Origin of the sequence: Aeromonas sp. QDB34 (genome assembly GCF_027705405.1) — a bacterium.
GTDB lineage: Bacteria > Pseudomonadota > Gammaproteobacteria > Enterobacterales > Aeromonadaceae > Aeromonas > Aeromonas hydrophila.
The window spans coordinates 307,553-333,276 of the sequence record NZ_JAPDBT010000003.1 but is presented as its reverse complement, the minus strand read 5'-3'; the positions used below and the strand labels follow the sequence as shown (position 1 = coordinate 333,276).

Here is a 25,724-nt window from a genome sequence, read left to right as displayed (position 1 = left end):
CCGTGAGATACGAACAAACAAAAGGGAGCCCTCGGCTCCCTTTTTCACGACCATCGTCAGGCTGATAGTGCAGCCTACTCAGGCTACCAATTCAGGCTTACAGCGCAGCCAGAAACGCGCCCAGCTGCTCATTGACGAAGGCGGGGTTCTCCAGCGAGGCGATGTGGCCGGCCGCCGGGACCTCCTTGAACGGGCAACCCAGCACCTCGGCCATCAGATAGCCCTCCAGCACCGGCCGCGCCTTGTCCTGACTGCCGGTCATCACCAGCGCAGGCACGCTGATCGCTTCCAGCCACTCGATGCGATCCTCGCGGGTCACGAAGCTGCGGCCCACCGCCACCATGGCGGCCACCTTGTCGGCTGGCCAGGCGGCGAGACGCGCCTTGAAACCGCTCATCAGGTCGGCATCCGGCTGGTCGGCAAAGAACAGCGGCGCCACCTGCTCGACGATGGGGGCCGGGATGGTGCCAAGCTGCTCGATCATCGCCAGCATGCCGAGGTAGCGCTCGCAGGTGATCTGCGGCTCGAGACCGACGAAGCTGTCCATCAGCACCAGGCCCTTGAGGCGCGCGGGTGCCATGCGTGCCAGCTCGACGCCCCACATGCCGCCGATGGAGAGACCCACCAGCACGAACTCATCGATGCCGAGCGCATCGAGCAGCGCCAGATGATCGCGAGCTAGGGTTGCCAGGGTGCAGGCCCCCTCGGGCAGCGCGTCGGAATCGCCGTGGCCCCACAGCTCGGGCACGATGCAGCGATACTGTCCCTTGAGGGCCTCGATTTGCGGCGCCCACATGGCGCTGTCCCACAGGTAGCTGTGGCCAAACAACAGTACCGGGCCCTGCCCCTCGTCCAGATAGGCCATTTGGCGGCCCGCGATCTCCATAAATTGCTTCATGTTTTCTCCTGTTTCTGGTGCCGACTATTGACGGGGCGGCAGTGTAGCACGACCCTCTTGGCAGTGACGCCTGCCTGGTGCAATCTGGAAAAGTGTCAATAAGGAGAAGAGCATGCCGAAGGACAAGAGCAAGAAACGCCCGCGCCTGGACAAGAAAACCTACGAGCACCACCTGGCCCATCTGCAGGAGGAGCTGGTCAAGCTGCAGGAGTGGGTCAAGCAGGAGGGGCTGAAAGTAGTGGTGCTGTTCGAGGGCCGCGACGCCGCCGGCAAGGGAGGCGTCATCAAGGCGATCACCGAGCCCCTCAACCCCCGGGTCTGCCGGGTCACGGCGCTGCCCGCCCCCTCGGATCGCGAACGCTCCCAGTGGTACTTTCAGCGCTACGTGGCGCACCTGCCCGCCGCTGGCGAGATGGTGCTGTTCGACCGCTCCTGGTACAACCGGGCCGGGGTCGAACGGGTGATGGGCTTTTGCAGCGACAACGAGTATCGCGAGTTTCTGCGGGCCTGCCCCGAGTTCGAGCGGATGCTGATCCGCGCCGGCATCACGGTGATCAAATACTGGTTCTCGGTCAGCGACGAGGAGCAGGAGAAACGGTTCAAGGAGCGGATCAACACCCCCATCAAGCGCTGGAAGTTCAGCCCGATGGACCTGCAGTCCCGCTCGCGCTGGGTGGAGTACTCCCGCGCCAAGGACGACATGTTCACCTACACCGACACCGAGGATTGCCCCTGGTTCGTGGTGGAGGCGGACGACAAGCGCCGCGCCCGCCTCAACTGCATCTCCCACCTGCTGGGCAAGGTGCCCTATGAGGCGATCCACTACGAGCCCATCACCCTGCCCCCCATCAACACCGAGGGGTATGAGCGCCCGCCGCTGGCCAGCCAGCACTTCGTGCCCGACATTACCGCCTCACTCGAGGGCTGAGCCCTGCCACCTCGCCTGCCGTTCTCGCCAAACGGCAGGCAATAAAAAGCCGGTCTTGCGACCGGCAAAAAGGCATTGAATCTAAAGAAAGGAAAACCTCGGCAGCCGCCCCTGGTCAGGTGCGGATGTATTTGGCCGTGCGCGGGAAGGCTTGCTCCTTGGCATCGAACAGGTAGCAGGCTTCAGCCGGAATGCCGACGCTGTACTGCTGGCCGGTGGCCACGTCCACGTCTGAGCTGGCCTTGACGGTGAAGTCGTGCCCAGCCACGTCCATGTAGACGAAGGATTCGGCCCCCAGGTGTTCGGCCACCTGCACCACCCCGCTCACCTTGCTGTCGGCATGGGGGTGATCCAGCGGCACCAGGTGCTCGGGGCGAATGCCCAGCTCCACCTTGTCGCCGACCGCGCCGCTGCGGGCATCGACCCGGGCACGCACGGTATCGCCGGTGGTCAGCTTGACCACGCACTCCTGCTCGCCAATCTCCACAAGCTCACCGGCCAGGAAGTTCATCTTGGGAGAGCCGATGAAACCGGCCACGAACTTGTTGTCCGGGTTGTGGTAGAGCTCGAGCGGGGTGCCGAACTGCTCCAGGTTGGTGGTCGCCTCGCCCTTGAGCGGACTCAGCACCACGATGCGGTTGGCCAGCGTCATCGCCTCCACCTGGTCGTGGGTCACGTAGATGATGGTGGAGTTGAGCTCCTTGTGCAGCTTGGCGATCTCGATGCGCATCTTGACCCGCAGGGCGGCATCCAGGTTGGACAGGGGTTCGTCAAACAGGAACACCTGCGGCTGCTGGACGATGGAGCGGCCGATGGCGACCCGCTGGCGCTGACCGCCGGAGAGTGCCTTGGGCTTGCGGTCCAGCAGCGGCTCGAGACCCAGGATCTCGGCGGCGCGCATCACCCGCTTGTGGATGTTCTCCTTGTCCATCTTCTTGAGTTTCAGACCAAAGGCCATGTTCTCGTAGATGTTCATGTGCGGATAGAGGGCGTAGGACTGGAACACCATGCCCACGTTGCGCTCTACCGGCGGCACGTCGTTCATGTAACGACCGCCGATGGTCAGCTCGCCGCTGGTGATGTCTTCCAGACCCGCGATCATCCGCAGCAGGGTGGACTTGCCGCAACCGGACGGACCGACGAAGACGATGAACTCCCCTTCCTTGATGGCCAGGTTGATATTGCGCAGGGTGTCCTTGTGAACAGCCGGGTCGTAATTTTTTCGAACGTTGTTGAGTACTACTTCAGCCATGTCGAGCTCCGCTCTTGAATCTTTGCAAATCGTGATGACGGGGGGAGTCGGCTCCCCCGGCCATGAACCTTAACCTTTCACGCCGCCGGCAGTGAGACCACCTACCAACCAGCGCTGTGCCAGCAGGAAGACAACCGTGATGGGGAAGCCCGACAGCACGGCGGCTGCGGCAAAGTCGCCCCACAGGTAGTTCTGCGGATAGAGGTACTGCTGGGCCCCGACCGCAAGGGTCAGATTGTTCACATCCTGCAGCAGGATGGAGGCCATGGGCACCTCGGTAATGGAACCGATGAAGGCCAGGATGAACACCACCGCCAGGATGGGCACCGACAGCGGCAGCAGGATCAGGCGGAATGCCTGCCACGGGGTGGCACCGTCGATGGCCGCCGCCTCCTCCAGGGAGGAGTCGATGGTCTCGAAGTAGCCCTTGATGGTCCAGACGTGCAGGGCGATGCCGCCCATGTAGGCCAGGATCAGACCGCCGTGGGTGTTGAGACCCAGCCAGGGGATGTAGTCACCAATCTTGTTGAAGAGTGCATAGATGGCCACCAGTGCCAGCACCGCCGGGAACATCTGGAAAATCAGCATGCCCTGCAGAATGGTGGACTTGCCACGAAAACGCAGGCGGGCAAAGGCGTAGGCACAGGTGGTGGAGAGCACCACGATCATCAGGGCGGTGATGCCCGCGATCTTGATGGAGTTCCACAGCCAGGTCAGCACCGGGAACGGCGGCGGCGTGATGCTGCCGTCGGCGTTGGTGATGGACATGCCCAGCGCCAGCTTCCAGTGATCCAGGGTCGGGTTGGAGGGGATGATCTCCCCTACCGCGAAGTTGCCGTTTCTAAACGAGATGGCGATGACCATGATCAGCGGGAAGATGATCAGTGCCAGGAAGCCCCACATCACCAGGTGGGTTGCCCACACCCGGTATTTGACTGATTTGGGTTGTACGATTGCCATGTTGAAGCCTCCTTACAGTTGCTTGTCGGCTTTGGACAATTTCAGGTTGAGCAAGGCCAGCGCACCCACGATGAGGAAGATGGCGGTGGCGATGGCACTGGCCAGACCGTAGTCCTGACCACCCGAGCCCTGGAACGCGATCCGGTAGGTGTAGCTCACCAGCAAGTCGGTGGTACCGGCCGGGGTGCTGGCGCCTATGATGTCCGGCGCGCCGTTGGTCAACAACTGGATGAGCACGAAGTTGTTGAAGTTGAACGCGAACGAGGCAATCAACAGCGGTGTCAGCGGCTTCATCAAGAGCGGCACTGTGATCTTGAAGAAGTTCTGCACCGGACCGGCACCGTCCATGGCGGACGCTTCATAGAGATCTTCCGGAATGGCTTTGAGCAGGCCCATGCAGAGGATCATCATGTAGGGGTAGCCAAGCCAGGTATTGACGATGAGGATCATCACCTTGGCCAGGAAGGGGTTGGTATACCAGTCCGGCTTGATGCCGAACGCCGCTTCCAGGAACAGGTTGATCTCACCGAAGTTCTGGTTGAACAAGCCCTTGAACACCAGGATGGAGATAAACGCCGGGATGGCATAGGGCAGGATCAGCATGACCCGGTAGAAGCCGCGCCCCTTGAGGGACTCCCACTGCACCAGACAAGCCAGCACCATGCCGATGGCCAGGGTGAAGCCCACCGAACAGGCGGAGAAGATCACGGTCCAGATGAAGATCTGCAGGAACGGTGCCTGGATACCCGGATCGGTGACGATGCGGGCGAAGTTCTTCCAGCCCACGCTCACCACGAAGCCTGGTGCCACGCTCTTGCCGACAAACTGGCCCTGCTCGTCGATGTATTGATAGAAGCCGGTGTCGCCGTTGGGCAGCATCAGCTCGCCGCTCTGGTTGTCACGCAGCAGGTTGCTGTCTTTGATCACCACCCCGGACTTGAGCACGGCACCGTCCAGCAGACGAGTGTACTGCTGCTTCTGGGCGGCGAACTTGCGCAGGCTGCTCAGGGTCAGGTGAGTTCCGCCATCCGGCAGCACCAGATCGAGTGCGCTCAGGTGGGTGCGATGGTCGACGATGGCCCGGATGGGTGCCACCTTGTCCACGGCCTCCCCTGCCAGGGGTTGCAGTTGAACAACCTGTACCGGCTCATGGACTCTGCCCTCGCGGACAGCCAGTTCACGGGCCTTGTTGCTCATCAGGGTAACGGGTTGACTGATAAAGGATTGGTCGTCCTGTTTCAGCAGCAGCTGAAACTGATTGTTCTCACCACCCAAGAGGGTGAAATCGAATTCACCGCCCGCCACCTTGTAGGTTTTTTTCAGATGGTAATCTCGCGCCTGCTCGATGGAGAGCAGGTTGGATCCCGAATAGTTGGTGAAGGCGATGCCGATCGTGTAGGCAAGAGGGAAGATGATAAAAACAACCATGCCGGCCACACCGGGGAAGATATAGCGGTGGGCATAGGTCTTCTTGTTCATGAAGACATACAGACCGACGGAGACCACCACCAGGTCCAGCAGAGCGAATACCCACTCACCGCTGGCGTACATCATCACGGCTGCATAACCGTTGAGGATGGCTACCAGAGCAGCAATGGTCCACTTAAGCCAGGTGTGCTTATCCTTCGGACCGGCATAGGATTCAATAGAAGGTACTACTTCCATGCCAATTAACCTTTATAACGCCAAGAGAGATTTGAGAGAGTGGGAGGCCATTGCGGCCTCCCGGGTAGTGCGTGCTTACTGAACGATACGCTTGGCAGCGGTATCCAGGGCTTCGTCAACGCTCTGACGGCCGGAGGTTACGTTCTTGAGGGCAGTTTCGAAGGAGGACCAGAAACGGCTCATCTCAGGCACGGACGGCATCGGCTCGCCATTCTGGGCGTTTTGCATGGTTGCCTTGATGTGCGGATCGGACTCCAGGGTCTTCTGGAAGGATTTCAGCGCCACGGCGCCCAGCGGCTTGTCGGCGTTGACCGGAGCCAGACCGGCGTCGGTCAGCAGGTAGTTTTCCAGGAACTCGATGGCCAGATCCTTGTTCGGGCTGGCAGCGTTGATGGTGGCACCCAGCACGCCGACGAAGGCCTTGGCCGGTTTACCCTTCAGGGTCGGCAGCGGCGCTACGCCGTACTTGATGCCGCTCTTGTCCAGGTTGCTCCAAGCCCAGGGACCGTTGATCATCATGGCCACTTCGCCCTTGTTGAACTTGGCGTCCATCACACCGTAGTCGATGCCTTTTTCCAGGTGACCGGACTTGATCATCTCGGAGATGTAACCGACACCGGCCTTGGCACCCGCGTTGGCCACGCCGGTGTCTTTCACGTCATAACCGGTAGCGGTTTTCTTGAAGGCATAACCACCATTGGCAGCCACCAGCGGGTAGCTGAAATAGGGGGTGTCATAGGCCCACATGATGGCGCGCTTGCCGTTCTTCTTCAGGGTCTCGTCAATCTTGGCGATCTCTTCGAAGGTCTTCGGCGGCTCCGGCAGCAGATCCTTGTTGTAAATCAGGCTGACCGCTTCCACGGCAACCGGGTAGCCGTAGGTCTTGCCATCGACGGTCATGGCATCCCAGGCGAACTGTTCAAACTTGGCTTTGGTGGCTGCATTCGGGGTCACGGGGACCAGCAGACCGGCCTTGACCCACTCACCGTAACGGTCGTGAGCCCAGAAGAAGATGTCCGGGCCGTTGCCGGTGGCAGCGGCTTGCTGGAATTTCACTTCCACCTGATCAGGGTGCGCAACCGTCACCTTGATGCCGGTTTCGGCTTCAAACTTCTTACCTACTTCGGCCAGACCATTGTATCCCTTGTCACCGTTAATCCAGATGGTCAGTTGACCTTCGTCAATGGCGGCAGTGGCAGAGCAAGCCACGCCCAGAGTAGCCAGACCGATCAGGGATGACAGCAATTTCTTTTTCATGAGCCTTTCCTTGTATTAGTTCCGCGCTGTAAGAGCATTGTGTGCGAGATGAATATTATCCCAAGCCGTTACCGCCTCACATGACGCAACTCGCATTTTTGAAACGCAATTACGTATTTTCTTCCAGAAAGTTCTGAAAACATTTTCTTATTTCAGGGGGTTATCGCCATTCATTGGCATATTTATCGCCAAATTAAGAAATTAAATTACCAAAGAGAAATAAAAAAACATGAATGAAAGGGTTTTCACCTCACTGAAAACCCTTTCACGGGGATTATTCTGTTTAATTTGTTAACAAAGCACCGAGTTGGTTTCGCTGCTGCCTACCCCGTTAAATAAAAAGACACCGCAGCGAAGTGCGGTGTCTTTTTGCCAAAACTGGAAAGCAGATCACATTACGACTGACGCAGCAGCTGATCCTTGAGGTTGGGCGGGACCCCCTTGATGGTCAGGGTATCGGTCTGGGGATCGTAGAACACCCGGCTGTTGAGCAGCTTCTGCTCGAAGCTCAAAGTCAGCCCGCCGCCGGAGCCGACGAACTTGGTCAAGCCGCGCAGAGTGGAGCGATCAGCCGGGAAGCGATCTTCCAGCTCGTACTCCTGACCGATGAAGCTGTAAAAATCGAGATCGCCATCGCCCGGCAATTCCGCTGACAGCTCCTTGATCTCGATCTCTTCACCGGCGCTGGCCTGTTCGGTGCAATATTTGAAGACCTGTTTCTTGTAGTCGTTGCGCTCGGCCGGCTCGAGCTGACGGCTGTCGCAATAATCGTCCACCGCCTGCAGCAGCCCCTTATTCTGGATCTTGGCATCCATCCCCTCGCGGGCACCCAGCAGATCCATGAAAAAGTCACCCAGCTTGCGACCGACCCGACCCTTGCTGAAGGTGATATAACGGCGAGAATCCGGCTGGGTTTTCCATTCGGTCAGATCGATGCGGGCCACCAGGTTCAATTTGCCGATATCCAGATACTGGATGTGACGCAGCTCCAGCGCCTCGCTGACGGTGACGCTCTCCTTGCCTTCCAGCAGGGCGATCATCAGATAATCCACCCCCACGTAGTTGTATTTGGCAAACAGCAGCACCCCCTGCTCGTCGAGGGCGTGCTCCACCAGCTGCTTGACCAGCAGCTGGGTCATCTCGACCGAGAAGGGAACGAAGTCGGTCTGTTCGCCGAGCAGCCGTTCGAGGGCGATGCGAAAGAGCGGAGAAGGCTGTTTGGGGGCGCTCTCCCCCTCCGCCAGCTCGGCGACGGTGGCCTCGGGGTCGGCAAAGAAGCCGAAGCCCTTGCCCCCCTTGCCGTTGTAAATGCGATGCAGCTCCGCCATCAGCCCCTGTACCGCCTCATCGGCAGGCAGGAGCTGGCTGCGGGTGTCGGCGTGAGGTTGACCATCGCCGCCCTGGCGCAGGGAGTGAAGAATGATCTTGTCGATATCGAGACTCATGTCACAAAGCCATAGTGTTAGCCGAAAGGGTGAAGTATTATAAGGCGCTTTGAACCGAGATGAACCCAAGATTATGCCCATCGTATCAAAGTACAATAACGAGCAGTTTGACGCCCTGATGAACGACCTGATCACCGCCCTGGAGAAGCACAAAGCGCCGGTAGATCTGAGTCTGATGGTGCTCGGCAACCTGACCACCAATATCATCAATGGCATGGCCCCGGCCCAGCGTCAGGCGATCACCGAAAAATACATCCAGGCGCTCACCGCCTCGGTGGATCATCGCCACGATGCTCACTGAGTCTCTTCGCATTCTTTGATGTTTTTCAAGCAGATGGATCACTATGGTCGAAACCGGCAACCCCTATCGTGATAATGTTTCTCGCCTGATCACCTGGGGGCATTGGTTCTCCTTCTTCAACATCATTCTGGCCATGCTGATTGCCACCCGCTACCTGGGGGCGATCAGCTGGCCGTCGACCACGCTCGGCGTGACCTATCTCATCATCAGCTGGATCGGTCATTTCTCGTTTCTGAGCTTTGTCACCTATCTGTTGACGATCTTCCCCCTGAGTTTCGTGCTGCCCAAAGAGAAGCCGCTGCGCTTCATCTCGGCCATCATCGCCACCCTGGCGCTGGTGCTGTTGCTCATCGACACCCAGGTGTTCCAGCTGTTCAAGTTCCACCTCAACGGCCAGGTGTGGCAGTTGCTGCTGGATCAGGCCCAGACCGAGGAGGGCTCGATCTGGAGCATCATCTTCGTGGCGGTGCCCACCATCTTCCTGGTGCAGCTGCTGCTGTCGGCCTATGTCTGGCGCAAGATCAACAAGCGCAAGCGCCGTCAGTACGGCAATCAGGTGGGGCTGGCCCTGCTGGTCTGCTTCATCCTGACCCACGTGGTCAACAGCTGGGCCGATGCCACCCTGTATCAGCCCATCACCATGCAGCGCGCCAACTTCCCGCTCTCCTACCCGATGACCGCCAAGAGCTTCCTCGCCAAGCACGGCTGGCTGGATCTGGATCAGTACGAGAAGAAGGCCGAATCACAGGATGGTGACAATGCGAGCCGCTTGCGCTACCCGCTGCGTCCGCTCAGCGTCAACGCCCCGCTGACCCACAAGAACCTGCTGATCGTGGTGGTCGACTCCCTACGTGCCGACATGCTCAACAACATCAACATGCCCAATCTGCAGCGCTATGCGGATCAGCACCTCAACTTTGCCAACCACATGAGCGGCGGCAACGACGATGTGATGGGGATGTTCAGCCTGTTCTACGGCCTGCCGGGTCACTACTACGACGACATTCGCAACGACAAGACGCCGCCGGTGCTGTTCGACGAGATGCTGCGCCAGGACTACCAGTTCGGCCTGTTTGGCGCTCTGGAGGATGCCCAGAAGTACCGCCAGAGCATTCTCTCCGGCCTGCGCAAGCAGGTGTTCGTCTCCGAGCAGACCGACGACACCCAGCTCATCGGCGACTGGCAGCAGTGGCTCGCCAAGCGCTCGCCGGACCGACCCTGGTTCTCGCTGGTCTATCTGTCGAGCCCGGGTGACTATCAGCTGCCGGCCAACGTGAAGGGGCCCTTCCAGCCGGAGCTCACCAAGTTCAACCCGGCCACCGCCTATCAGGCCGAGAATCTGGTGAAGCTGGAGAACCGCTACAAGAATGCGGTCTTCTATACCGACCAGTTGCTGGAACAGATGCTGGCCCAGTTGCAACAGCAGGGGCTCGGCGAGCAGACCATCGTCGTGGTCACCGCCAACCACGGTCAGGAGTTCAACGAGACCCAGAACAACAGCTGGGGCTATGGCACCAACTACTCGCCCTATCAGGTGCAGGTGCCGTTCGTGCTGGCCTGGCCGGGCAACGATACCCTGCCGACGAGCCCGGTGAGCAGCCACCTGGATCTGGTGCCGACCCTGATGCAGAGCATGCTGGGAGTGCGCAATGCGCCACGGGACTACAGCATCGGCCGCAACCTGTTCGACACCAGCCCGCGCAACTGGCTGCTGGCGGGGGATCAACGCGACTTTGCCATCTATCAGGGCAACACCATCACCCACTTCAACAAGCAGGGTGACTTCGAGCTGCTGGAGCGAAACAGCTACCGTCCCATCAAGCACGGCACCCCCGACATGGGCGTCATGATCCAGGTGATGAACGAGCTGAACCGCTTCTATCGCGCCCCCTGATAGCCGCCTCGTGCCCCTTGAAAGCCCGCTCCTGCAGCGGGTTTTTTATTGCCGATATCACCTTGGCATCAGCAGCCAAGCCTTCGGCCAACCCCTTGCCCCCCCCCGTTTCATCCCCTGTCCGCCCGCCCAGCGCCCTGCAGGCGCAAACGTTGGCCCGCATTGCTACTGATGCATCAATCAAAAAATGCAGTCTGATCAGGATCATAAAAACAAAATGATAATGATTATCAATCGTTGATCTGACTGGACCTCTCTGCAATAATCCGCGGCCTTCAGGCTCAAATAATAATTATTCTCAACATGAAAACACTGCTTCACTACTGGCCCATGCTGCTGTCCGGTACAGCGCTGGCCGCCGGCGATCCCGCCGGCATAGACACCTCCGGCACCACCCCGCCCAAGGCGCGCGAGACCATAGTCGTCAAGGGTCAGCGGGTCGAACAGAAACTGTCCGACATCTCGGGCTCCATCACCGTCATCACCGAAGAGGATCTGGAGCGCCAGATAGCCACCGAGCTCACCGACGTGTTCAAGAACGAACCCGGCGTCTCGGTGACCGGCTCGGCGGGCCGGCCGCAAAACATCAGCATCCGCGGCATCGGCGGCAACCGGGTGTTGATCATCAAGGACGGGGTCCGGGTCAGCGATGGCTTCGGCGCCGACGATCTCAACGACAAGGTGGGCCGTTTCAGCTTCGATCTCGATGACGTCAAGCAGATCGAGGTGGCCAAGGGGGCCGGCTCCGCCCTGCACGGCTCGGACGCCATCGGCGGCACCGTGGTCATCACCACCAAGCAACCGGAAGATTACCTGCAGGGGCAGGATGCCTACCTCAGCAGCAAGGTGCTGCACGACGGCAGCAGCGACAAGCAGAAACTGAGCGCCACCGGCGCCGCCCGCTGGGGCGAGAGCGCCCACCTGCTGCGCCTCTCCGGCTGGCAGGGGCACGAGACCGCCAACTACGACCAGAGCCGCATCCCGGCGGATCTCGATGGTCTGAGCGCTTCCACCAGCTCCAGCCTGACCCTCAATGAACAGCATCTGCTGCGCCTCGAGCTCGATTACTTCGAAGACAACGCCAAGCGGGATCAGGGGCCGCGCGAAATTCCCCAGCCCGACGGCAAGTGGCAGGTGCGCCAGTATCGCGAGAACGGCACCCAGCGCTCCCAGGGCGGCAAGCTGAGCTGGGAGGCGCAGGATCTCGGCCACCCGCTGGCCGACCGCTTTACCTGGAACCTGCACGGCAACTACGCCAAGAACACCGCCAACAAGCGCAGCCTGCTGCAAAATGACGAGCTGAGCGGCTACCCCCGCTATCGCAGCGAGCGGGAGCTGGCCACCTTCACCGAACAGCTGATCGGCAGCGAGCTGGATATCCGCCGCGATCTGGTCACCGGCGCCATCGAGCACAAGCTGAGCTACGGCATCGAGCTGGCGCGCACCCGGCATGAGCGACCGGTGGAGAAGCTGATGCTGGAAGCCGGCATTCCCCAGCCCACCCAGTCCGCCCCCTTCAGCAGCGCCCGCACCGATCGGGCCGGCATCTGGCTGGGTGACGTGGCGACCCTGGGCCAGTGGCAGTTCACCCCGACCCTGCGCATGGATCAGCAGTGGCTGAGCCCGCAGGATGGCCGGGGCGAGAGCAACCACAGCTGGCATATCTCGCCGAGCCTGGCCACCAGCTACCGCTTCAACGAGCAGTGGCGCAGCTGGCTCAGCTACGCCAACGGTTTCAGCGCCCCTTCCTACGACAAGGTGTACGGCAACATCCCCCACTACTTTGCCCTGCCGCCGTTCGAGATCATCGCCAACCCTAACCTCAAGGAGGAGACCAGCCACAGCTTCGAGTGGGGGGTGAGCGGCGAAGGGGATGAGTGGAGCATCAAGCCGGCCCTCTTTTACAACCGCTACTACAACTTCGTCGACTGGCGTCAGGTGGGCTTTCGCCTGAGCGACGGGGTCATGCTCCGTCAATACCGCAACGTCGCCAAGTCCGAAACCTGGGGCGCCGAGATCGCTGCCAGCTACTGGCTGACCCAGCAGTGGGAACTGGCCACCAAGCTGGGCTGGGTCGACGGCAAGACCAGCCAGGGCGAATCGCCGCGCAACCTCACGCCGCTCGAGGGCAACACCCGCCTCAGCTATCAGGCCAACGACTGGAGCCTGGGGCTGCAGGCCGACTACGCCGCCGCCATGAGCCGGGTGCCCAGCTGTGGCAACAGCCTGACCCAGCAGCAGGGCGAGTGCCTGAAAACCGCCGGCTGGCTCAGCTTCGCCCTGACCGCCGACTGGCAGATCACCGACGCCCTCAAGGCCAACCTCAAGCTCGACAACCTGCTCGACACCCGCTACACCCGCTATCAGGACGTCGCCGGGCTGGAAGCGGGCACGGATGCGGGCCTCTACACCCAGACGGGCCGCTCCCTGAGCGCCAGCCTGCGCTACACCTTCGTGGGGCTCTGATGCACGCACTCCTGATGCTGGCCAGCCTGCTGGCCAATCCGGCGCCGGCCCAGCCTGTCGCCCTTGCACCTGCCGACACCCAGAGCCAGGCCATCGCCACCTCGGCGCCGATCGTGGCCCCGCTTATCCCTCACCGCCCGCTGCCGATGCCGGGGAAGCGGGCCCGGCTCGATCCCTATGGCGGCTGGCGCGACGACAACCGTCAGGATCCCGCCCTGCTGGCCCTGCTGGGCGAGCAGAACCGCTGGACCGAGCAGCAGCTCGCCGGCCAGCAGCCGCTGGAGCAGACGCTGCAGGCCGAGTGGCAGGCACAAGCGCGCGGCGAGCCCATGCCGCAAGAGTGGCTGAGCGAGGCGGGCAGCCAGTGGCGGATGGAAGCCGACGGCCGCCTGTGGCAGCGAGACGGCGAACAGGCTGAGCCCCGTCAACGGCTGGCGGCCCGCCAGCCGACCAGCGGCTACTACGAGCTCGCCAGCTGGGCCCTGCACCCGAATGGGCGCTGGCTGGCCCTGGCCGAAGATCTGCAGGGCGATCGGGATTACCGCATCACCCTGCTCGACCTGGTCGACGGCAAGCCCCTGGCCACCCTGACCCACAGGGCCAGCGATCTGCTCTGGAGCCTGGATGGCAAGACCCTCTACACCATCGCCAACGAACCCCACACCCTGCGCCCCTGGCAGCTGTGGGCCTGGCGCGATGGCAAGGAGCAGCAGATCCACCAGGAGGCGGACCCTGCCTGGCTGCTCAGCCTCTATCGCACCACGGATCGGCGCCACCTGCTGCTGCAGAGCAACAACCACGACAGCACCGAGCAGTACCTGCTGGACGCGGGCACACCGGCTCTGCTCAAGGCCCGTCAGGCTGGCCTTGAGTACTACCTGGATACCCAGGGGGAGCGGGTGCTGCTCAAGAGCAACCGGGACGGTGCCCTCGGCCTCTATCAGGTGGCCAACCTGAGCCAGGTGGCCAAGGGAGAGTGGCAACTGCTCTGGTCTGGCGAAGAGAGGAGTCTCGAGAAGTGGCGCCTGTTTGCCGACTACACGGTGCTGCAATATCGCCATCACGGAGATGACTGGCTCGACGTGCTGGATGGCCGCGGCCGGCTCAGCCATCGCCTGCTGCTGACCGAGGGGGCCGGCACGGCCTGGATCCAGGGCGCCCACGACCCCGCCAGCGGGCAGATCCTGATCCGCCGCCAGGGCATGGCCGAGCCGCCGCACCAGCGCCTGCTCGATCTCGCCAGCGGCCGCTGGCTGCCGGACACCCGGGCCGCCCTCCCCTCCCCCTACCAGAGCGAGCGCCGCTGGGTGGTGGGCAAGGATGGCGTCAAGGTGCCGGTCTCCCTGGTGTGGCGCAAGGACATCCACACCCCCAAGGCGCTGCTGCTCTACGGCTACGGCGCCTACGGTACCCCCATGCGCCCCTACTACCAGCCGCAGGTGCTGAGCCTGCTGGATCGCGGCTTCGTCTACGCCATCGCCCACGTGCGCGGCGGCGGCATGCTGGGGGATGCGTGGTATCTGGCGGGGCGCGGTCGCCACAAACAGCACAGCGTGGACGACTTCCTGACCGTGGCCGCTGCGCTGGCCCGGGATCCCGCCATCAACCCCGCCCGGCTGTTCGCCATGGGCGGCAGCGCCGGCGGCCTGCTGGTGGCGGCGGCCCTCAACCAGGCGCCGACCCGCTTCGCCGGGGCCGTGCTGCAGGTCCCCTTCGTCGATCTCATCGGCACCATGAGTGATCCCGAGCTGCCGCTCACCCGTCAGGAGTACGCCGAATGGGGCAACCCGGCCATTGCCGCCGATTACGCCGCCATGCGCCGCCTGAGCCCTTACGACAACCTGCATGCGGCCCCCTATCCCCCCGTCTATGTGACGGCCGGGCTGCACGACAGTCAGGTGCCCTACTGGGAGCCGCTCAAGTGGGTGGCCCGCCTGCGGGAACACAGCACGGGAGCGGGCCCCTATCTGCTGAGCACAGCCCTCGACGGTGGCCACCGCACCAGCCCGGGCAACGCGCGCCAGCAGGCGGCTCGCGAATACGCCTTCCTGCTCACCCTGGCGGGCGCCCGCCGGTGATCCCTTTTCTCATTTTTGTGTTGGAGTAAACCATGAAACCCTCTTCCCTGGCCCTCTGGCTGGCGGCAACCCTGCTCTCCCAGCCGCTGCTGGCGGCCGAGTTGCAGTTTGTCGATGAACAACCGCTGACCACCACACCCAAGCAGTGGCTCGAACAGCGCCTTGGCGTGACGCTCGCCCCCGACTACGACAGGGCCAGTCTGCTCGGCCATCACTACAGCTTCCGTCAGCTGGTCAACGGCCTGCCGGTGGCCACCATCCAGGCCGCTGTCAGCATCGCTCAAACAGGCAAGCCCTGGCGCATCTATCACAACAGCCGACCGCTGCAGAGCAGCGAACCCGGCTGCGACGCTGCCGGCAATCTGGATCCCCTGCTGGATCAGCTGCGCGATGGCGGCAGCGACATCGACACCCTTGGTCCGGTTGAAGCCTGGTACTGGCGCGACGGTGACACCCTGGTGCCGACCCTGCGCCAACGGGTACGCGAGCATCAGGCGGGCAACGCCAAGGCCAGCTATGTGCAGCTCTTCGCCAGCTGTGACGGCAGCCGCGAGCTCGGTCGCTGGATGGATGCGGCCACCACCCAGGCCAGCCGCATCCCCGACGCCGGCGACACCCAGCTGGAGACTCGGGTATTCGATCCGGATCCCCGTACCCAGCTGCGCGACGCCAGCCTGGTCTGGCACGAAGCCCTGCAACTGGCGGACGCCGCCTATCAGGACAAGGTGCCGTTGCCGGTCACCCTCGCGGGTGGACGCTATCTGCTGAGCGGCCCCCACGCCCGGGTGGTGGATGCCATGGAGCCGAACACAGCTCCCTTCAGCGCCGACAGCCCGCAGGCGTTTCGCCTCACCCGCGATGATCGTGGCTTTGCCGACATCAACGCCTACTACCACCTGGATCTGGCCCAGCGCCACCTCAAGCACCTCGGCTTTACCGCTCTTATTCCGGGGGCGCTCGACATCGACACCGAGGCCGGCTATCAGGACAACTCCCTCTACGATCCGTTCGAGCGCCGGCTGGAGCTGGGTCGCCGTGGCGTGCCCGATGCCGAGGATCCCATGGTCATCTGGCACGAGTTCGGCCACGCGGTGCAGCACCATATAGTGCCGGATCTGGGGGACGAGGCGGACTGGGGCGCCATCGGCGAAGGCTTCAGCGATTACCTGGCCGCCAGCCACCGCCAGCGCAGCGAAGCCGGCCGCCAGTTCGAGCCCGCCATGGTGTTCAACTGGGATGCCCGCTTCACCGACCGCACCCCGCGTCAGCTGGACGATCTGCGCGCCCGCTACCACCCGGATTACAACTACCCGGCCCACCGCACCATCAACGGCAGCAATGGCGACCAGCTGTGGGGCACCCCGCTGTTCCAGGCGCTGCTGGCCGCGGTCGCCGAGCAGGGCGAAGGGGCGCGGGACGAGTTTGATCGCCTGATCATCGAGTCCCACTTCGGTCTCGGCCCGGCCATCCGCATGCCACAGCTGGCCCGCATCACGGTGGATACCGCCGCCCGGCTCTACCCGGCGCGCCCCTATGCCAGGCTGCTGGAACAGGCGTTTCGCCAGCACGGCCTGTTGCAGGCACCGGTCAATGTGGGCCTGAGTGATGGCAGCGTCATCGAGCTGGGGCAGCGCCAGTCGGTGCAGCTGACCCTCACCAACCAGGGCAAGGCGCCGGTCACCCTCAATGCGCTGGCCCTCACCCTGCCAACCGGGTTGCAGGCCGATCCTTACAGCTGGCAACCGGCGACCCTCGCGGCGGGTGCCAGCATGACCACCACCCTGCGCCTGCTGGCCCAGAGCCCGCTCGCCTGTGGCGACGAGGTGGTGCTGCCGGTGAGCCTCTCCATGAGCGGCACCAGCCCGACCGAGCGCCAGTGGCAGCAGTCGCTGACCCTGCCCATCGGCGCCCCCATCGTGAGCCGTGCCAGCGGCCAGCCGCTGACCTTGAGCGATGCCGTGAGCGACGAGGTGCGTGGCCTCAGTGAAACCAGCCTGCTGATAGAGAGCAGCGAGGCCGGGGTGAGCGACCGGCTGCAGCTGAACCTGGATCTGCAACACCCGGCGCTCGATGAGCTGGAGATCTGGCTCAACTCCCCCTCCGGCACCCGCATCCAGATCTGGAACAAGGGCTACAGCCCATTGCCGCGCCTCAAGGGGGTGTTCCCCACCGAGCTGCTGCCCCTGCAGCCCTTCAGCGCGCTGGAAGGGGAGCCGCTGGCCGGCCGCTGGACCCTGGAGATAGTGGACAGCAAGCCCGGCAATCGGGGCCGCATCAACGGCTGGAGCATCAGCCAGCGCACCGGCGCCCAGTGCAGCAAGCCGGTCACTCCCCCCGATGACGGCATCATCCACTTCCAGGTGGACGACGGCAGCGGCGGCGGGGCAGCCAACCTGCTCTGGTTGCTGCCGCTGACGCTCTGGCGCCGCCTGCGCCAGCGCACCTGAATCCACCCCATCCATATATAAGAAGAGGGGGCCAAGGCCCCCTTGCCCAAGGACAAAAGATGACACCACATTACTCCCGCCTGGCCTGCCTGCTGGCCCCCCTGCTCACCGCCTGTGGCGGTGGCGGCTCGGACGAGGCGCCGCTGGCGGTCCCCGACTACAGCCTGACCGTGACCCTGCCCGAAGCCGGCACCCTGTGCGTCAACCTCAACCAGAATGCATCTTGTGATGCGGGGGAGCCCAGTGTCAGCGGCGCGGCCGGTACTCACCGGTTGAGCGGCAGCGCCCCGGCGCTGTTGACCAGTACCTTGCTGTTCTTGCCAAGCAACCTGGCCGCCCCCGTGCTGCTGCACCCCGCCGCCCGACTCGATGGCCAGCACCTCACCCCCAGCCCGCTCAGCACCCTGCTGCAATACCGCATCGCCGAGGGGCAGCCCCCGAGGCAAGCCCTCGACCAGCTGCTGAGTGCGCTGGCGCCGCTGCAACCGGGCCAGGAGCTGGCCGCCCTCTCCCGGCTGAGCGACTTCAACCTGGCGCTGGGTCAGTTGCTGCAGGCGGTCGTCGAGACCGAGCTGAAGGCGCAGGAGGGCTTCTCGACCGCCACCCTGCATATGCTGGTGTGGCCTGCCATCGGCAGCCTGCTGCCCGAGCTGACCAGCCACTTTGCCCTGCACGGCGAGCTGGCCAGCCAGCAAGCAGACGTCCGCGCCCGGCTGCTGCAACAGCACTCCCATCCGCTGATCACCGGCAGTGGCGTCACCACCTACACGGACGGGGTTGACTACCTGCTCACCCAGGAGCCCGCCGATCACCCGGGGCAGGAGGCCAGCCTCAACAAGGCGCCGCTGCGCTATCGCAAGCTCGACGGCCAGGGGCAGCCGCTGGCCGATGACGCCCCCGCCTGGGAGTGCGTGGAGGATCTCAATACCGGCCTGGTCTGGGAGAAGAAGCTCGATGATCCCGCCAGCCCACGCGATCTGCACCGCACCTTCGCCTGGGAGCTTGGCGACTATCACCCCACCCAGGAGGAACGTGACTACGCCTGCCCCGAGGGCGAGGCCATCTGCACCACGGAGCAGTACCGCCAGTGGCTCAACGCCCAACAGCTGTGCGGCATCACCAGCTGGCGCATGCCCCACTCGCGCGAGCTGATGAGCCTGCAGCACTACGGCTCCCTCGCCCGCCAGGACGACCAGCCGGTGAGCATGGACGTGCGCTACTTCCCCGATGTCGGCACCACCAGCAAGGATTTCAGCGGCTACTACTGGAGCCAGACCCTGACCCCCTCGCGCCGGCTGGAGAGCGCCCCCATCAGCGCCATTGCCCACATCTTCCTTGGCGATGACGCCGGCACCGACTACGCCACCACAGTTCAAAACAGCGATGATGCCAACGGTCTGCAACTGCGACTGGTGGCGGAGGTAACCCGATGAACCGCTTGATGTTGACCCTGCTGCTGACCCTTGGCAGCCCCCTCGCCCTGGCCACCGCCATCTGTGATGACAGCATGCCCAGAACCAGCCCCACCGCCCGCTTCATCGACCACGGCAACGGCACCGTCACGGATCGCTCCACCGGCCTGACCTGGATGCGCTGCCAGCTCGGCCAGACCTGGCGCAACCAGAGCTGTCAAGGCGAACCGACCCGGCTTTACTGGCAGCAGGCCCTGCTGACTGCCGAGCGGATCCGCACCGAGCCGAGCCATGCCCTCTACCACTTCGGCGGCCACGGTGGCTGGCGGCTGCCCACCATCAAGGAGCTGGCCAGCGTGCTTGAGTCCGCCTGCTACAAGCCGGCGCTCAACGAAACCATCTTCCCCCGTGCCATGGCCGGTGAAGGAAAAGAGGTGACCGACGGCTACGTCTATCTCTGGTCCTCGACCCCCGTACCGGCCAGCAAGGGGGTTGCCTATCTGGATATCACCAGCGGCGCCGTCGGCATGCGGGCGCCCGGCGCCTGGGCCAAGCAGGTGTTGCTGGTGCGCTGATGAAGCCGGGTGGCCAGGGGATCCCGATGAACACAGGATCCCGACTGGCCACCCGCATTTGGCACCCGGCCTGTTGTTCAGCCGAACTTCCGTCCTGTCAGAAAATAGCCAGAACACGTCATTGTGTGCCGGATCTGCGTCATTTTACGCAGTTTTTACGTAGCAGATCGCTGGCATGAAACGGGCAGAGCGGTTAGTCTAGCGGCGTTGAACCAACCCCATGAGGTACAGATGAAAACCGTATTGCGTTTTAGCCTGCTGGGCGCCTTGTTGCTGGGCGGCCATGCCTTCGCCGCCGAACCGAAAAAATTTGATATCAGCATGTTCCCGGCCGCCGAAGTGAACCAGGAACGTGTGGTGATCCGCCTGCCGGAAGTCGAGAACGAAGCCGACATGATGGTCGAGCTGCAGGTCGGCAAGAAAATGATGGTCGATTGCAATGTGCCGCGCTTTGCCGGCAACCTGGAACAGCACAGCGTCAAAGGCTGGGGCTACAACTACCTGATGCTCGGCAAGGTGTCCGATCCCATCAGCACCCTGATGGCCTGCCCGGATGGCCAGAAGAAAGAGACCTTCGTCCAGATCTACGGTCAGGGCTTCTTCGTGAACTACAACTCCAAGCTGCCGTTCGTGCTCTACGTACCGCAGGAGTATGAAGTGCGCTACCGTCTGTGGCGTGCCGACACCCTGGCTCAGCCAGCCATGATAGAGTGAGTCTCCATCGAGACCAAACCTCCCGCTTTGGTTCATGAACACAACAAAATAGAGCGCCGAATGGCGCTTTATTTTTAGCCAAATGTCGTCTGACCAGAGCCTCCAACCTTTACAGAACCTGACATAACTCCGCTTTTTTTCTCACTTTTTTGCCCTTCCCCCCGGCTCAGACCCACTGGATCATGGCTAAACCGCTTTCGATTAAAGATATTTATCCATATAGTGAAAAAATTGATTTTGCACTCTGCGACGGCCTGATGATACTTGCCCGCAAAGGTCAAACTAACCAGAAAAAGAGCACTATGAGCTTCGAATCAGACAAGCGTTTCAACGACTTCAAACATTTTCCCCGTGGCCTGCGTCGCAGTGGCGAATTCACTGTGGCCGAAGCGGACAGTCTGGAAAAATACGGCACCGCCATGCTCGCGCTCTATCAGGGCAACCTGGCCCCGCGCGATGACGTAGAAAGCGCCTTTATCGAACAGGTCAAATCCGGCGCCGCCGGCAGCAACCCCCACGCCAAGGTGTGGTTCAAGTATCTGAAGGTGATCGGTCCCAAGCGCGTGCACCGGCTGTGCACCGTCGCCGGCGGTGCCAACGAGGAGACCGGCGGTGGCGGCTTTGAAGGTGGCAGCGGTGGTGGCAGCGACGAGTCCATCGATTAATGGATACCGAACTGCTTCGGACGTTTATCGAGGTCAGCAAGACCCGGCACTTCGGCCGGGCAGCTGAAAATCTCTACCTGACCCAGTCGGCGGTGAGCTTTCGGATCCGCCAGCTCGAACAGCAACTCGGGGTCAGTCTGTTTGCCCGCCATCGCAACAACATCCGCCTGACCGCCTCCGGTGAGCGTCTGCTGCCCTACGCAGACGCCATCTTGCATACCCTGGGCCGCGCCAAGCAGGATGTGGCCCTCTCCCCCGGTTTCAGCCAGCAGCTCGCCATCGGCGCCCCCGCGGTATTCTGGGAGCTCGACTTCAACGACTGGCTCAACCATGTCTATGCCCTGGCCCCCGGCCTCGCGGTGCGGCTCGAAACCGCCTCCCGCGAGCACCTGTGCCGCCAGTTGCTGGAGCGCTCCCTCGATCTCGCCCTGCTCTCAGAGCCGACCAAGATCGACGAGATTGCCCTGCACCCCATCGGCGAGCTGGTGTTCGAGCTGGTGAGCCGGGATGCCGCCGCCAACGCCGACAGCCTGATGCAGATGCCACACATTCATCTGGATTGGGGCACCAGCTTTGAGCCACAACCCAGCCGGCTGCAGAGCCTGCAAAAGACCCCGGTGCTGCACTCGAGCTCCGCCAACATGGCGCTGCAGTTCGTGCTGGCCAACGGTGGCGCCGCCTATCTGCCAAGGCGCATGGTGAGCCCCTTCCTCGAGCAGGGGCGCCTGCACCTGGTGGAAGGTGCCCAAGCCTTGAGCCGTCCGCTCTACCTCGCCTATCTGGAAAAATCCGATCGGCGGGAGCTGATCGATCAGTTGCTGACCCTGCCGCTGGGCTGGGATGGCGCCGATCTGCGCTTGCCGCAGCCAGAATAAAAGCACTGCAGCGCGCAAGCGGGAGTGCAAATGCAAAAGGGGCCGACAGGCCCCTTTTGCATTTAGTCATCGTCAGCCGTGATGGCGACGATCGTTGGCCTGGGCCAGCAGGGTGCGGCTTTCGCGCAGGAACTCGTCCGCCCGCTCGCCGAAGAAGCCGGAGACCTGGCTGAAGGCCTCGATGAAGCCCTCCCGGTCCCCCCGCTCCAGCAGGCCTAGCGCCTCGCCGAAGTTCTGGTAGTAGCGGCGGATCATCGCCAGATTCTGCGGCGACGACAGTATGATGTCGGCGTAGAGGTGGGGATCCTGGGCGAACAGCCGTCCCACCATGGCCAGCTCCAGCCGGTAGATGGGGGAGCTCAACGCCAGCAGGCGATCGATGTTGGCCTGCTCGCGAGAGAGGTGCCAGCCGTAGGCAAAGGTGGCAAAGTGGCGCAGCGCCTGGATAAAGGTCATCGCCTCGTCGTGGGCCTTGGCCTCCACCTGCTGCAAACGCGCACCCCAGATGGTCATCTGCTCCAGCAGCCACTGGCTGGCGGCGGGCTCGCGCCCCTGACAGCAGACAATCACCTGCTTGGCGAGGCTCGCCACATCCGGCCCGAACATGGGGTGCAGCCCCAGCACCGGCCCCTGGTGTACCGCCAACATATGGGCAAGCGGTTCACTCTTGACGCTGGTCACGTCCACCAGCAGGCAGTTCTCAGGCAGGTTGCCGAGCCGATCGATCACCTCGCAGGTAACATCGATGGGCACCGCCACCATCACCAACCCGGCCCCGTGCAGGATCTCGTCGGCGCGCGGCCAGTCGGCCTGACCCAGGGTCTCGACCCGGTAGCCCGAGAGGCTGAACAGGTTGCCGAACAGGCGGCCAAGCTGCCCCTCGCCACCGATGATCACCACCTTGCCGAGCTCAGGCTTCATGCACTTGAAGTGGTGCTCCTTGTCGCTGGCGGACTCCAGAATATAGGATTCGCGCATCACCCGACGCAGCACATCCTCGATAAGGTCCCCCGGCACTCCCAGTGCCTCGGCCTCGGCGCGGCGGCGGGCCAGCATGCTCGCCTCCCGATCCGGTGCATAGATGGGCAGGCCGTGCCGGCTCTTCACTTCCCCCACTTCCCCCACCAGGGCGAGACGGGCAGCCAGCAGATCAATCAGCTGCTTGTCCACCGCATCGATTTTGTCCCTGAGAGCATTCAACTCTTCAGCCATATCCGGTCCCTGCGGCGCCGCCCGCAGCGACGCCCTGTGATTCAAGAGGAAACGAGGTGCCACCGCCTCGGCCGGTGACACCTCGATTGTTCAATCAGTGCTGACAAGATACCACGGCTTATGCCTTGGTTCTGGCCAAAAGTGGTGCCGCCAGCTGGCTGTGGCAGCGGGCCAGCAGCGCGTCCGTGGTCTCCCAGTCGATGCAGGCATCGGTGATGGAGACGCCGTAGCGCATCTCGCACTTGGGCTGCTCGCTCGACTGATTGCCTTCGAACAGGTTGGATTCGAGCATCACCCCGATGATGGAGCGGTTGCCCTCCTGGATCTGGTGGATCACGTTGTCCGCCACCTTGGGCTGCAGCCGGTGATCCTTGCTGGAGTTGCCGTGGCTGCAATCCACCACCAGGCCGGGCAGCAGGCCCGCCTTCTCCAACGCCTCTTCCGCCAGCGACACATTGACCGAGTCGTAGTTCGGGTGCTTGCCGCCGCGCAGGATCACATGACCATCCGGGTTGCCCTGGGTCTGCAGCAGCGCGACCTGACCCTGCTGGTTGATCCCCATGAAGGCGTGGGGGCTGGAGGCGGCCTGCAGCGCATTGATTGCGGTGCCCAGGTTGCCGTCGGTGCCGTTCTTGAAGCCGACCGGCATGGAGAGGCCGGAGGCCATCTCCCTGTGGGTCTGGGATTCGGTGGTGCGGGCACCGATGGCCGACCAGGAGAAGAGCTCCGCCAGGTACTGCGGGCTGATGGGGTCGAGCGCCTCGGTCGCCAGCGGCAACTCCAGCTCGGCCAGCCAGCAGAGCAGCTCGCGGGCGCGGTGCAGCCCCAGCTCCACGTCGAAGGTGCCATCCAGATTCGGATCGTTGATAAAGCCCTTCCAGCCGACCGTGGTGCGTGGCTTCTCAAAGTAGACCCGCATGACAATGTAGAGAGAATCCTGATAGGCGTCATGCAGCGCTTTGAGTCTGGTTGCGTACTCTTTGGCGGCGTCCATGTCGTGGATCGAGCAGGGACCACAGATCACCAGCAAGCGGTGATCGCGACGGTGGATGATGTCAGCGATGGTATTGCGGGCCCCTTGCACGAATGCCAGCGCGCGATCGGAGATGGGCAGTTTCTCCTTGAGCTGGGCAGGCGTGATCATCACTTGTTCGGACTGGATATGGATGTTGTTCAGGGGATCTCTTTGCATGTTCTCATTCTCTCTACTGTTTCAAGCCAACCGCACCAACTGTTCATTTTTATTTACACAAGTCAGCACTTTGTTACGCAACCGCCCTCACCTTACCAATTAAAAACAAACAATCAAGTGAAACCAGTGGATTTATTCGCTGATAGATGGATAAACGACCACAAAAGAGAGCCTTTAGGCCTGAAAGTAGCGATCCGCGCATGCTCCACACACCAAAATCGTAAACATAAAATTACACTCATTCTATTTTCTCTTGCCAACAAGCATAAAAAAGCGGGGCACCTGGCCCCGCTTGCATTCCCGTGTTGCTCTTCTTTTATTATTTGCCGTGAGCCTTGATCACCTCGACCGCCTTGTCGGGGAAGTCGCTGAATACCCCGTCCACATCGGCCTGATAGAGGAAGATGTTGAGCAGATCGGTGAAGTCTTTCGCATAGGCCGGGATCTGGCCCTCATCCTGACGGAAGGTATAAGGATGCACTTTGAGTCCAGCCGCGTGGGCCTCTTTCACCATGCCGGTGAAGGTCGGTTTGCCCAGGGTACCCGGCTCCGGCACTATCATCGGCTTCCAGGGGCCGATCCCCTCGGCATAGCCGGCAATCTCCTTCATGGCGCCCGGCTTGAACATCCAGTCATAGCTGTAGGGGGTCGCCTTGCCCTTGGCGTCATAGACCATGGTCTCGTTCCAGTCGGTCTCGGCCATCAGTTGCACCAGTTTCAAGTCCATCCCCATGGCGGGCATCAGTTCGCTGTTGATACGCTTGAGCTCGTTGGTATCGAAACACTGCAGATAGACCTTGTCGTTCTTGCTGGTGTAGCCGTACTCCTTCAGTACCTTGAGTACCGCCTTGGAGATGTCCTTGCCCTCGTGGCGGAACAGCCAGGGGGCTTTTATCTCCGGGTAGATACCGATGTTCTTGCCGGTGCTCTTGTTGAGCCCCTGGATCATCTCGATCTCTTCCTGGAAGGTATGGATCTTGAAGCTCGACTTCCACAGCGGGAAGCGGGCCGGGTAGACCGGCACCTGCTTGCCGTCCACCAGCTGGAACGGCTCGGTCATGCGCAGAGAGCGCACCTCGGCGAGGGTGAAATCCACCACATAGTAGCGACCATCCGGGCGGGCCCGGCCGGGGAAGCGTTCGGCCACATCAGTGATACCATCGAGGAAGTGATCGTGCATCACCACCAGCTGGTCATCCTTGGTCATCACCAGATCCTGCTCCAGATAGTCGGCCCCCATGCCATAGGCCAATGCCTTGGACTCCAGGGTGTGCTCGGGCAGGTAGCCGGAGGCCCCCCGGTGAGCGATCACTATCTTGCCTTCATCGGCCGCCAGTGCGGGCAATGCCAGGGCGGCCCCCAGACCAAGGGCAAGCAGGGAGAGAGTGTGTTTTTTCATGCGCGGTGCTCTTTGTTATTGTTTATGGGATGTAGGTTATTGTTATAACAGAGGTTTATTGCATTTTTACGGCGGGCGGCCAGGGCCGC

General features: G+C 62.3%; 20 protein-coding genes. 11 read left to right on the top strand and 9 right to left on the bottom strand.

The annotated features are described in order from the left end of the window. Window positions 1-97 precede the first annotated feature (97 nt). Entirely contained in the window at window positions 98-898 is an 801-nt protein-coding gene (locus OKC29_RS07520; protein ID WP_043121940.1) for an alpha/beta fold hydrolase, read from the bottom strand. 112 nt (window positions 899-1,010) lie between these two features. Between OKC29_RS07520 and ppk2 the strand changes: the two genes are divergently transcribed. Continuing rightward, complete coding sequence (ppk2, locus tag OKC29_RS07515; protein WP_044799747.1) at window positions 1,011-1,826, top strand: polyphosphate kinase 2; 816 nt, start codon at window positions 1,011-1,013, stop codon at window positions 1,824-1,826. A gap of 115 nt (window positions 1,827-1,941) precedes the next feature. On the opposite strand, the gene OKC29_RS07510 is transcribed toward ppk2, so the two are convergent. The 5 genes from OKC29_RS07510 to yejK form a co-directional block, all read right to left on the bottom strand. Then, entirely contained in the window at window positions 1,942-3,078 is a 1,137-nt protein-coding gene (locus OKC29_RS07510; RefSeq protein ID WP_011705560.1) for an ABC transporter ATP-binding protein, read from the bottom strand. A gap of 69 nt (window positions 3,079-3,147) precedes the next feature. Further along, window positions 3,148-4,038 (bottom strand): maltose ABC transporter permease MalG, encoded by an 891-nt coding sequence (malG, locus tag OKC29_RS07505; RefSeq protein WP_005299600.1) that lies wholly within the window; start codon window positions 4,036-4,038, stop codon window positions 3,148-3,150. 12 nt (window positions 4,039-4,050) lie between these two features. Next, entirely contained in the window at window positions 4,051-5,703 is a 1,653-nt protein-coding gene (gene malF, locus OKC29_RS07500) for a maltose ABC transporter permease MalF (protein WP_017409931.1), read from the bottom strand. A gap of 75 nt (window positions 5,704-5,778) precedes the next feature. Next, entirely contained in the window at window positions 5,779-6,960 is a 1,182-nt protein-coding gene (gene malE / locus OKC29_RS07495; RefSeq protein ID WP_011705558.1) for a maltose/maltodextrin ABC transporter substrate-binding protein MalE, read from the bottom strand. Window positions 6,961-7,355: 395 nt separating this feature from the next. Continuing rightward, on the bottom strand, window positions 7,356-8,405 hold the full coding sequence (yejK, locus tag OKC29_RS07490; protein ID WP_162275656.1) for a nucleoid-associated protein YejK: 1,050 nt from the start codon (window positions 8,403-8,405) through the stop codon (window positions 7,356-7,358). 73 nt (window positions 8,406-8,478) lie between these two features. On the opposite strand from yejK, the gene OKC29_RS07485 reads away from it, so the two are divergent. From OKC29_RS07485 to hdfR, 10 genes are all read left to right on the top strand, one after another. Continuing rightward, a complete protein-coding gene (locus OKC29_RS07485) occupies window positions 8,479-8,706 on the top strand; it encodes a DUF1414 domain-containing protein (RefSeq protein ID WP_011705556.1) in 228 nt (75 codons plus the stop codon). A 43-nt stretch (window positions 8,707-8,749) separates the two neighbouring features. Continuing rightward, a complete protein-coding gene (locus tag OKC29_RS07480) occupies window positions 8,750-10,600 on the top strand; it encodes a DUF3413 domain-containing protein (RefSeq protein ID WP_016350314.1) in 1,851 nt (616 codons plus the stop codon). A gap of 303 nt (window positions 10,601-10,903) precedes the next feature. After that, the gene (locus OKC29_RS07475) at window positions 10,904-13,066 is read left to right on the top strand and encodes a TonB-dependent hemoglobin/transferrin/lactoferrin family receptor (protein ID WP_039215771.1); all 2,163 of its coding nucleotides are present in this window, start codon (window positions 10,904-10,906) and stop codon (window positions 13,064-13,066) included. Then, entirely contained in the window at window positions 13,066-15,144 is a 2,079-nt protein-coding gene (locus tag OKC29_RS07470; RefSeq protein WP_073349701.1) for a prolyl oligopeptidase family serine peptidase, read from the top strand. The genes OKC29_RS07475 and OKC29_RS07470 overlap by 1 nt, the downstream gene beginning before the upstream one ends. 32 nt (window positions 15,145-15,176) lie before the next feature. Further along, window positions 15,177-17,591, top strand: coding sequence for a proprotein convertase P-domain-containing protein (locus OKC29_RS07465; RefSeq protein WP_073349699.1), 2,415 nt, complete (start codon window positions 15,177-15,179; stop codon window positions 17,589-17,591). Window positions 17,592-17,650: 59 nt separating this feature from the next. Further along, the gene (locus OKC29_RS07460) at window positions 17,651-19,024 is read left to right on the top strand and encodes an Lcl C-terminal domain-containing protein (protein WP_073349697.1); all 1,374 of its coding nucleotides are present in this window, start codon (window positions 17,651-17,653) and stop codon (window positions 19,022-19,024) included. Next, entirely contained in the window at window positions 19,021-19,578 is a 558-nt protein-coding gene (locus OKC29_RS07455; protein WP_073349695.1) for an Lcl C-terminal domain-containing protein, read from the top strand. The genes OKC29_RS07460 and OKC29_RS07455 overlap by 4 nt, the downstream gene beginning before the upstream one ends. A gap of 231 nt (window positions 19,579-19,809) precedes the next feature. Continuing rightward, entirely contained in the window at window positions 19,810-20,292 is a 483-nt protein-coding gene (eco, locus tag OKC29_RS07450; protein WP_005299572.1) for a serine protease inhibitor ecotin, read from the top strand. A gap of 302 nt (window positions 20,293-20,594) precedes the next feature. Further along, window positions 20,595-20,957, top strand: coding sequence for a DUF413 domain-containing protein (gene maoP, locus OKC29_RS07445; RefSeq protein WP_016350309.1), 363 nt, complete (start codon window positions 20,595-20,597; stop codon window positions 20,955-20,957). Beyond that, window positions 20,957-21,832 carry an HTH-type transcriptional regulator HdfR gene (hdfR, locus tag OKC29_RS07440; protein WP_016350308.1) on the top strand — a complete coding sequence of 292 codons (876 nt, stop codon included), beginning with the start codon at window positions 20,957-20,959 and terminating at the stop codon, window positions 21,830-21,832. Before maoP ends, hdfR begins: the two co-directional genes overlap by 1 nt. A 72-nt stretch (window positions 21,833-21,904) precedes the next feature. Here the strand turns inward: hdfR and tyrA are convergent, their stop codons facing one another. The 3 genes from tyrA to glpQ form a co-directional block, all read right to left on the bottom strand. After that, window positions 21,905-23,044, bottom strand: a complete 1,140-nt coding sequence (gene tyrA, locus OKC29_RS07435) for a bifunctional chorismate mutase/prephenate dehydrogenase (protein ID WP_043135258.1) — start codon at window positions 23,042-23,044, stop codon at window positions 21,905-21,907. Window positions 23,045-23,162: 118 nt separating this feature from the next. Next, window positions 23,163-24,236 carry a 3-deoxy-7-phosphoheptulonate synthase gene (locus OKC29_RS07430; protein WP_011705545.1) on the bottom strand — a complete coding sequence of 358 codons (1,074 nt, stop codon included), beginning with the start codon at window positions 24,234-24,236 and terminating at the stop codon, window positions 23,163-23,165. Between the two features lie 319 nt (window positions 24,237-24,555). Beyond that, a complete protein-coding gene (gene glpQ, locus OKC29_RS07425; protein WP_073349693.1) occupies window positions 24,556-25,635 on the bottom strand; it encodes a glycerophosphodiester phosphodiesterase in 1,080 nt (359 codons plus the stop codon). Window positions 25,636-25,724: the final 89 nt, after the last annotated feature.

Coding starts and splice junctions, on each gene's coding strand:
- OKC29_RS07465 (WP_073349699.1), top strand. CDS start 15,177: ATGAAACCCTCTTCCCTGGCCCTCTGGCTGGCGGCAACCCTGCTCTCC.
- tyrA (WP_043135258.1), bottom strand. CDS start 23,044: ATGGCTGAAGAGTTGAATGCTCTCAGGGACAAAATCGATGCGGTGGAC.
- OKC29_RS07460 (WP_073349697.1), top strand. CDS start 17,651: ATGACACCACATTACTCCCGCCTGGCCTGCCTGCTGGCCCCCCTGCTC.
- hdfR (WP_016350308.1), top strand. CDS start 20,957: ATGGATACCGAACTGCTTCGGACGTTTATCGAGGTCAGCAAGACCCGG.
- OKC29_RS07510 (WP_011705560.1), bottom strand. CDS start 3,078: ATGGCTGAAGTAGTACTCAACAACGTTCGAAAAAATTACGACCCGGCT.
- OKC29_RS07520 (WP_043121940.1), bottom strand. CDS start 898: ATGAAGCAATTTATGGAGATCGCGGGCCGCCAAATGGCCTATCTGGAC.
- OKC29_RS07455 (WP_073349695.1), top strand. CDS start 19,021: ATGAACCGCTTGATGTTGACCCTGCTGCTGACCCTTGGCAGCCCCCTC.
- glpQ (WP_073349693.1), bottom strand. CDS start 25,635: ATGAAAAAACACACTCTCTCCCTGCTTGCCCTTGGTCTGGGGGCCGCC.
- malG (WP_005299600.1), bottom strand. CDS start 4,038: ATGGCAATCGTACAACCCAAATCAGTCAAATACCGGGTGTGGGCAACC.
- OKC29_RS07480 (WP_016350314.1), top strand. CDS start 8,750: ATGGTCGAAACCGGCAACCCCTATCGTGATAATGTTTCTCGCCTGATC.
- OKC29_RS07430 (WP_011705545.1), bottom strand. CDS start 24,236: ATGCAAAGAGATCCCCTGAACAACATCCATATCCAGTCCGAACAAGTG.
- OKC29_RS07475 (WP_039215771.1), top strand. CDS start 10,904: ATGAAAACACTGCTTCACTACTGGCCCATGCTGCTGTCCGGTACAGCG.
- OKC29_RS07470 (WP_073349701.1), top strand. CDS start 13,066: ATGCACGCACTCCTGATGCTGGCCAGCCTGCTGGCCAATCCGGCGCCG.
- malF (WP_017409931.1), bottom strand. CDS start 5,703: ATGGAAGTAGTACCTTCTATTGAATCCTATGCCGGTCCGAAGGATAAG.
- eco (WP_005299572.1), top strand. CDS start 19,810: ATGAAAACCGTATTGCGTTTTAGCCTGCTGGGCGCCTTGTTGCTGGGC.
- OKC29_RS07485 (WP_011705556.1), top strand. CDS start 8,479: ATGCCCATCGTATCAAAGTACAATAACGAGCAGTTTGACGCCCTGATG.
- ppk2 (WP_044799747.1), top strand. CDS start 1,011: ATGCCGAAGGACAAGAGCAAGAAACGCCCGCGCCTGGACAAGAAAACC.
- malE (WP_011705558.1), bottom strand. CDS start 6,960: ATGAAAAAGAAATTGCTGTCATCCCTGATCGGTCTGGCTACTCTGGGC.
- yejK (WP_162275656.1), bottom strand. CDS start 8,405: ATGAGTCTCGATATCGACAAGATCATTCTTCACTCCCTGCGCCAGGGC.
- maoP (WP_016350309.1), top strand. CDS start 20,595: ATGAGCTTCGAATCAGACAAGCGTTTCAACGACTTCAAACATTTTCCC.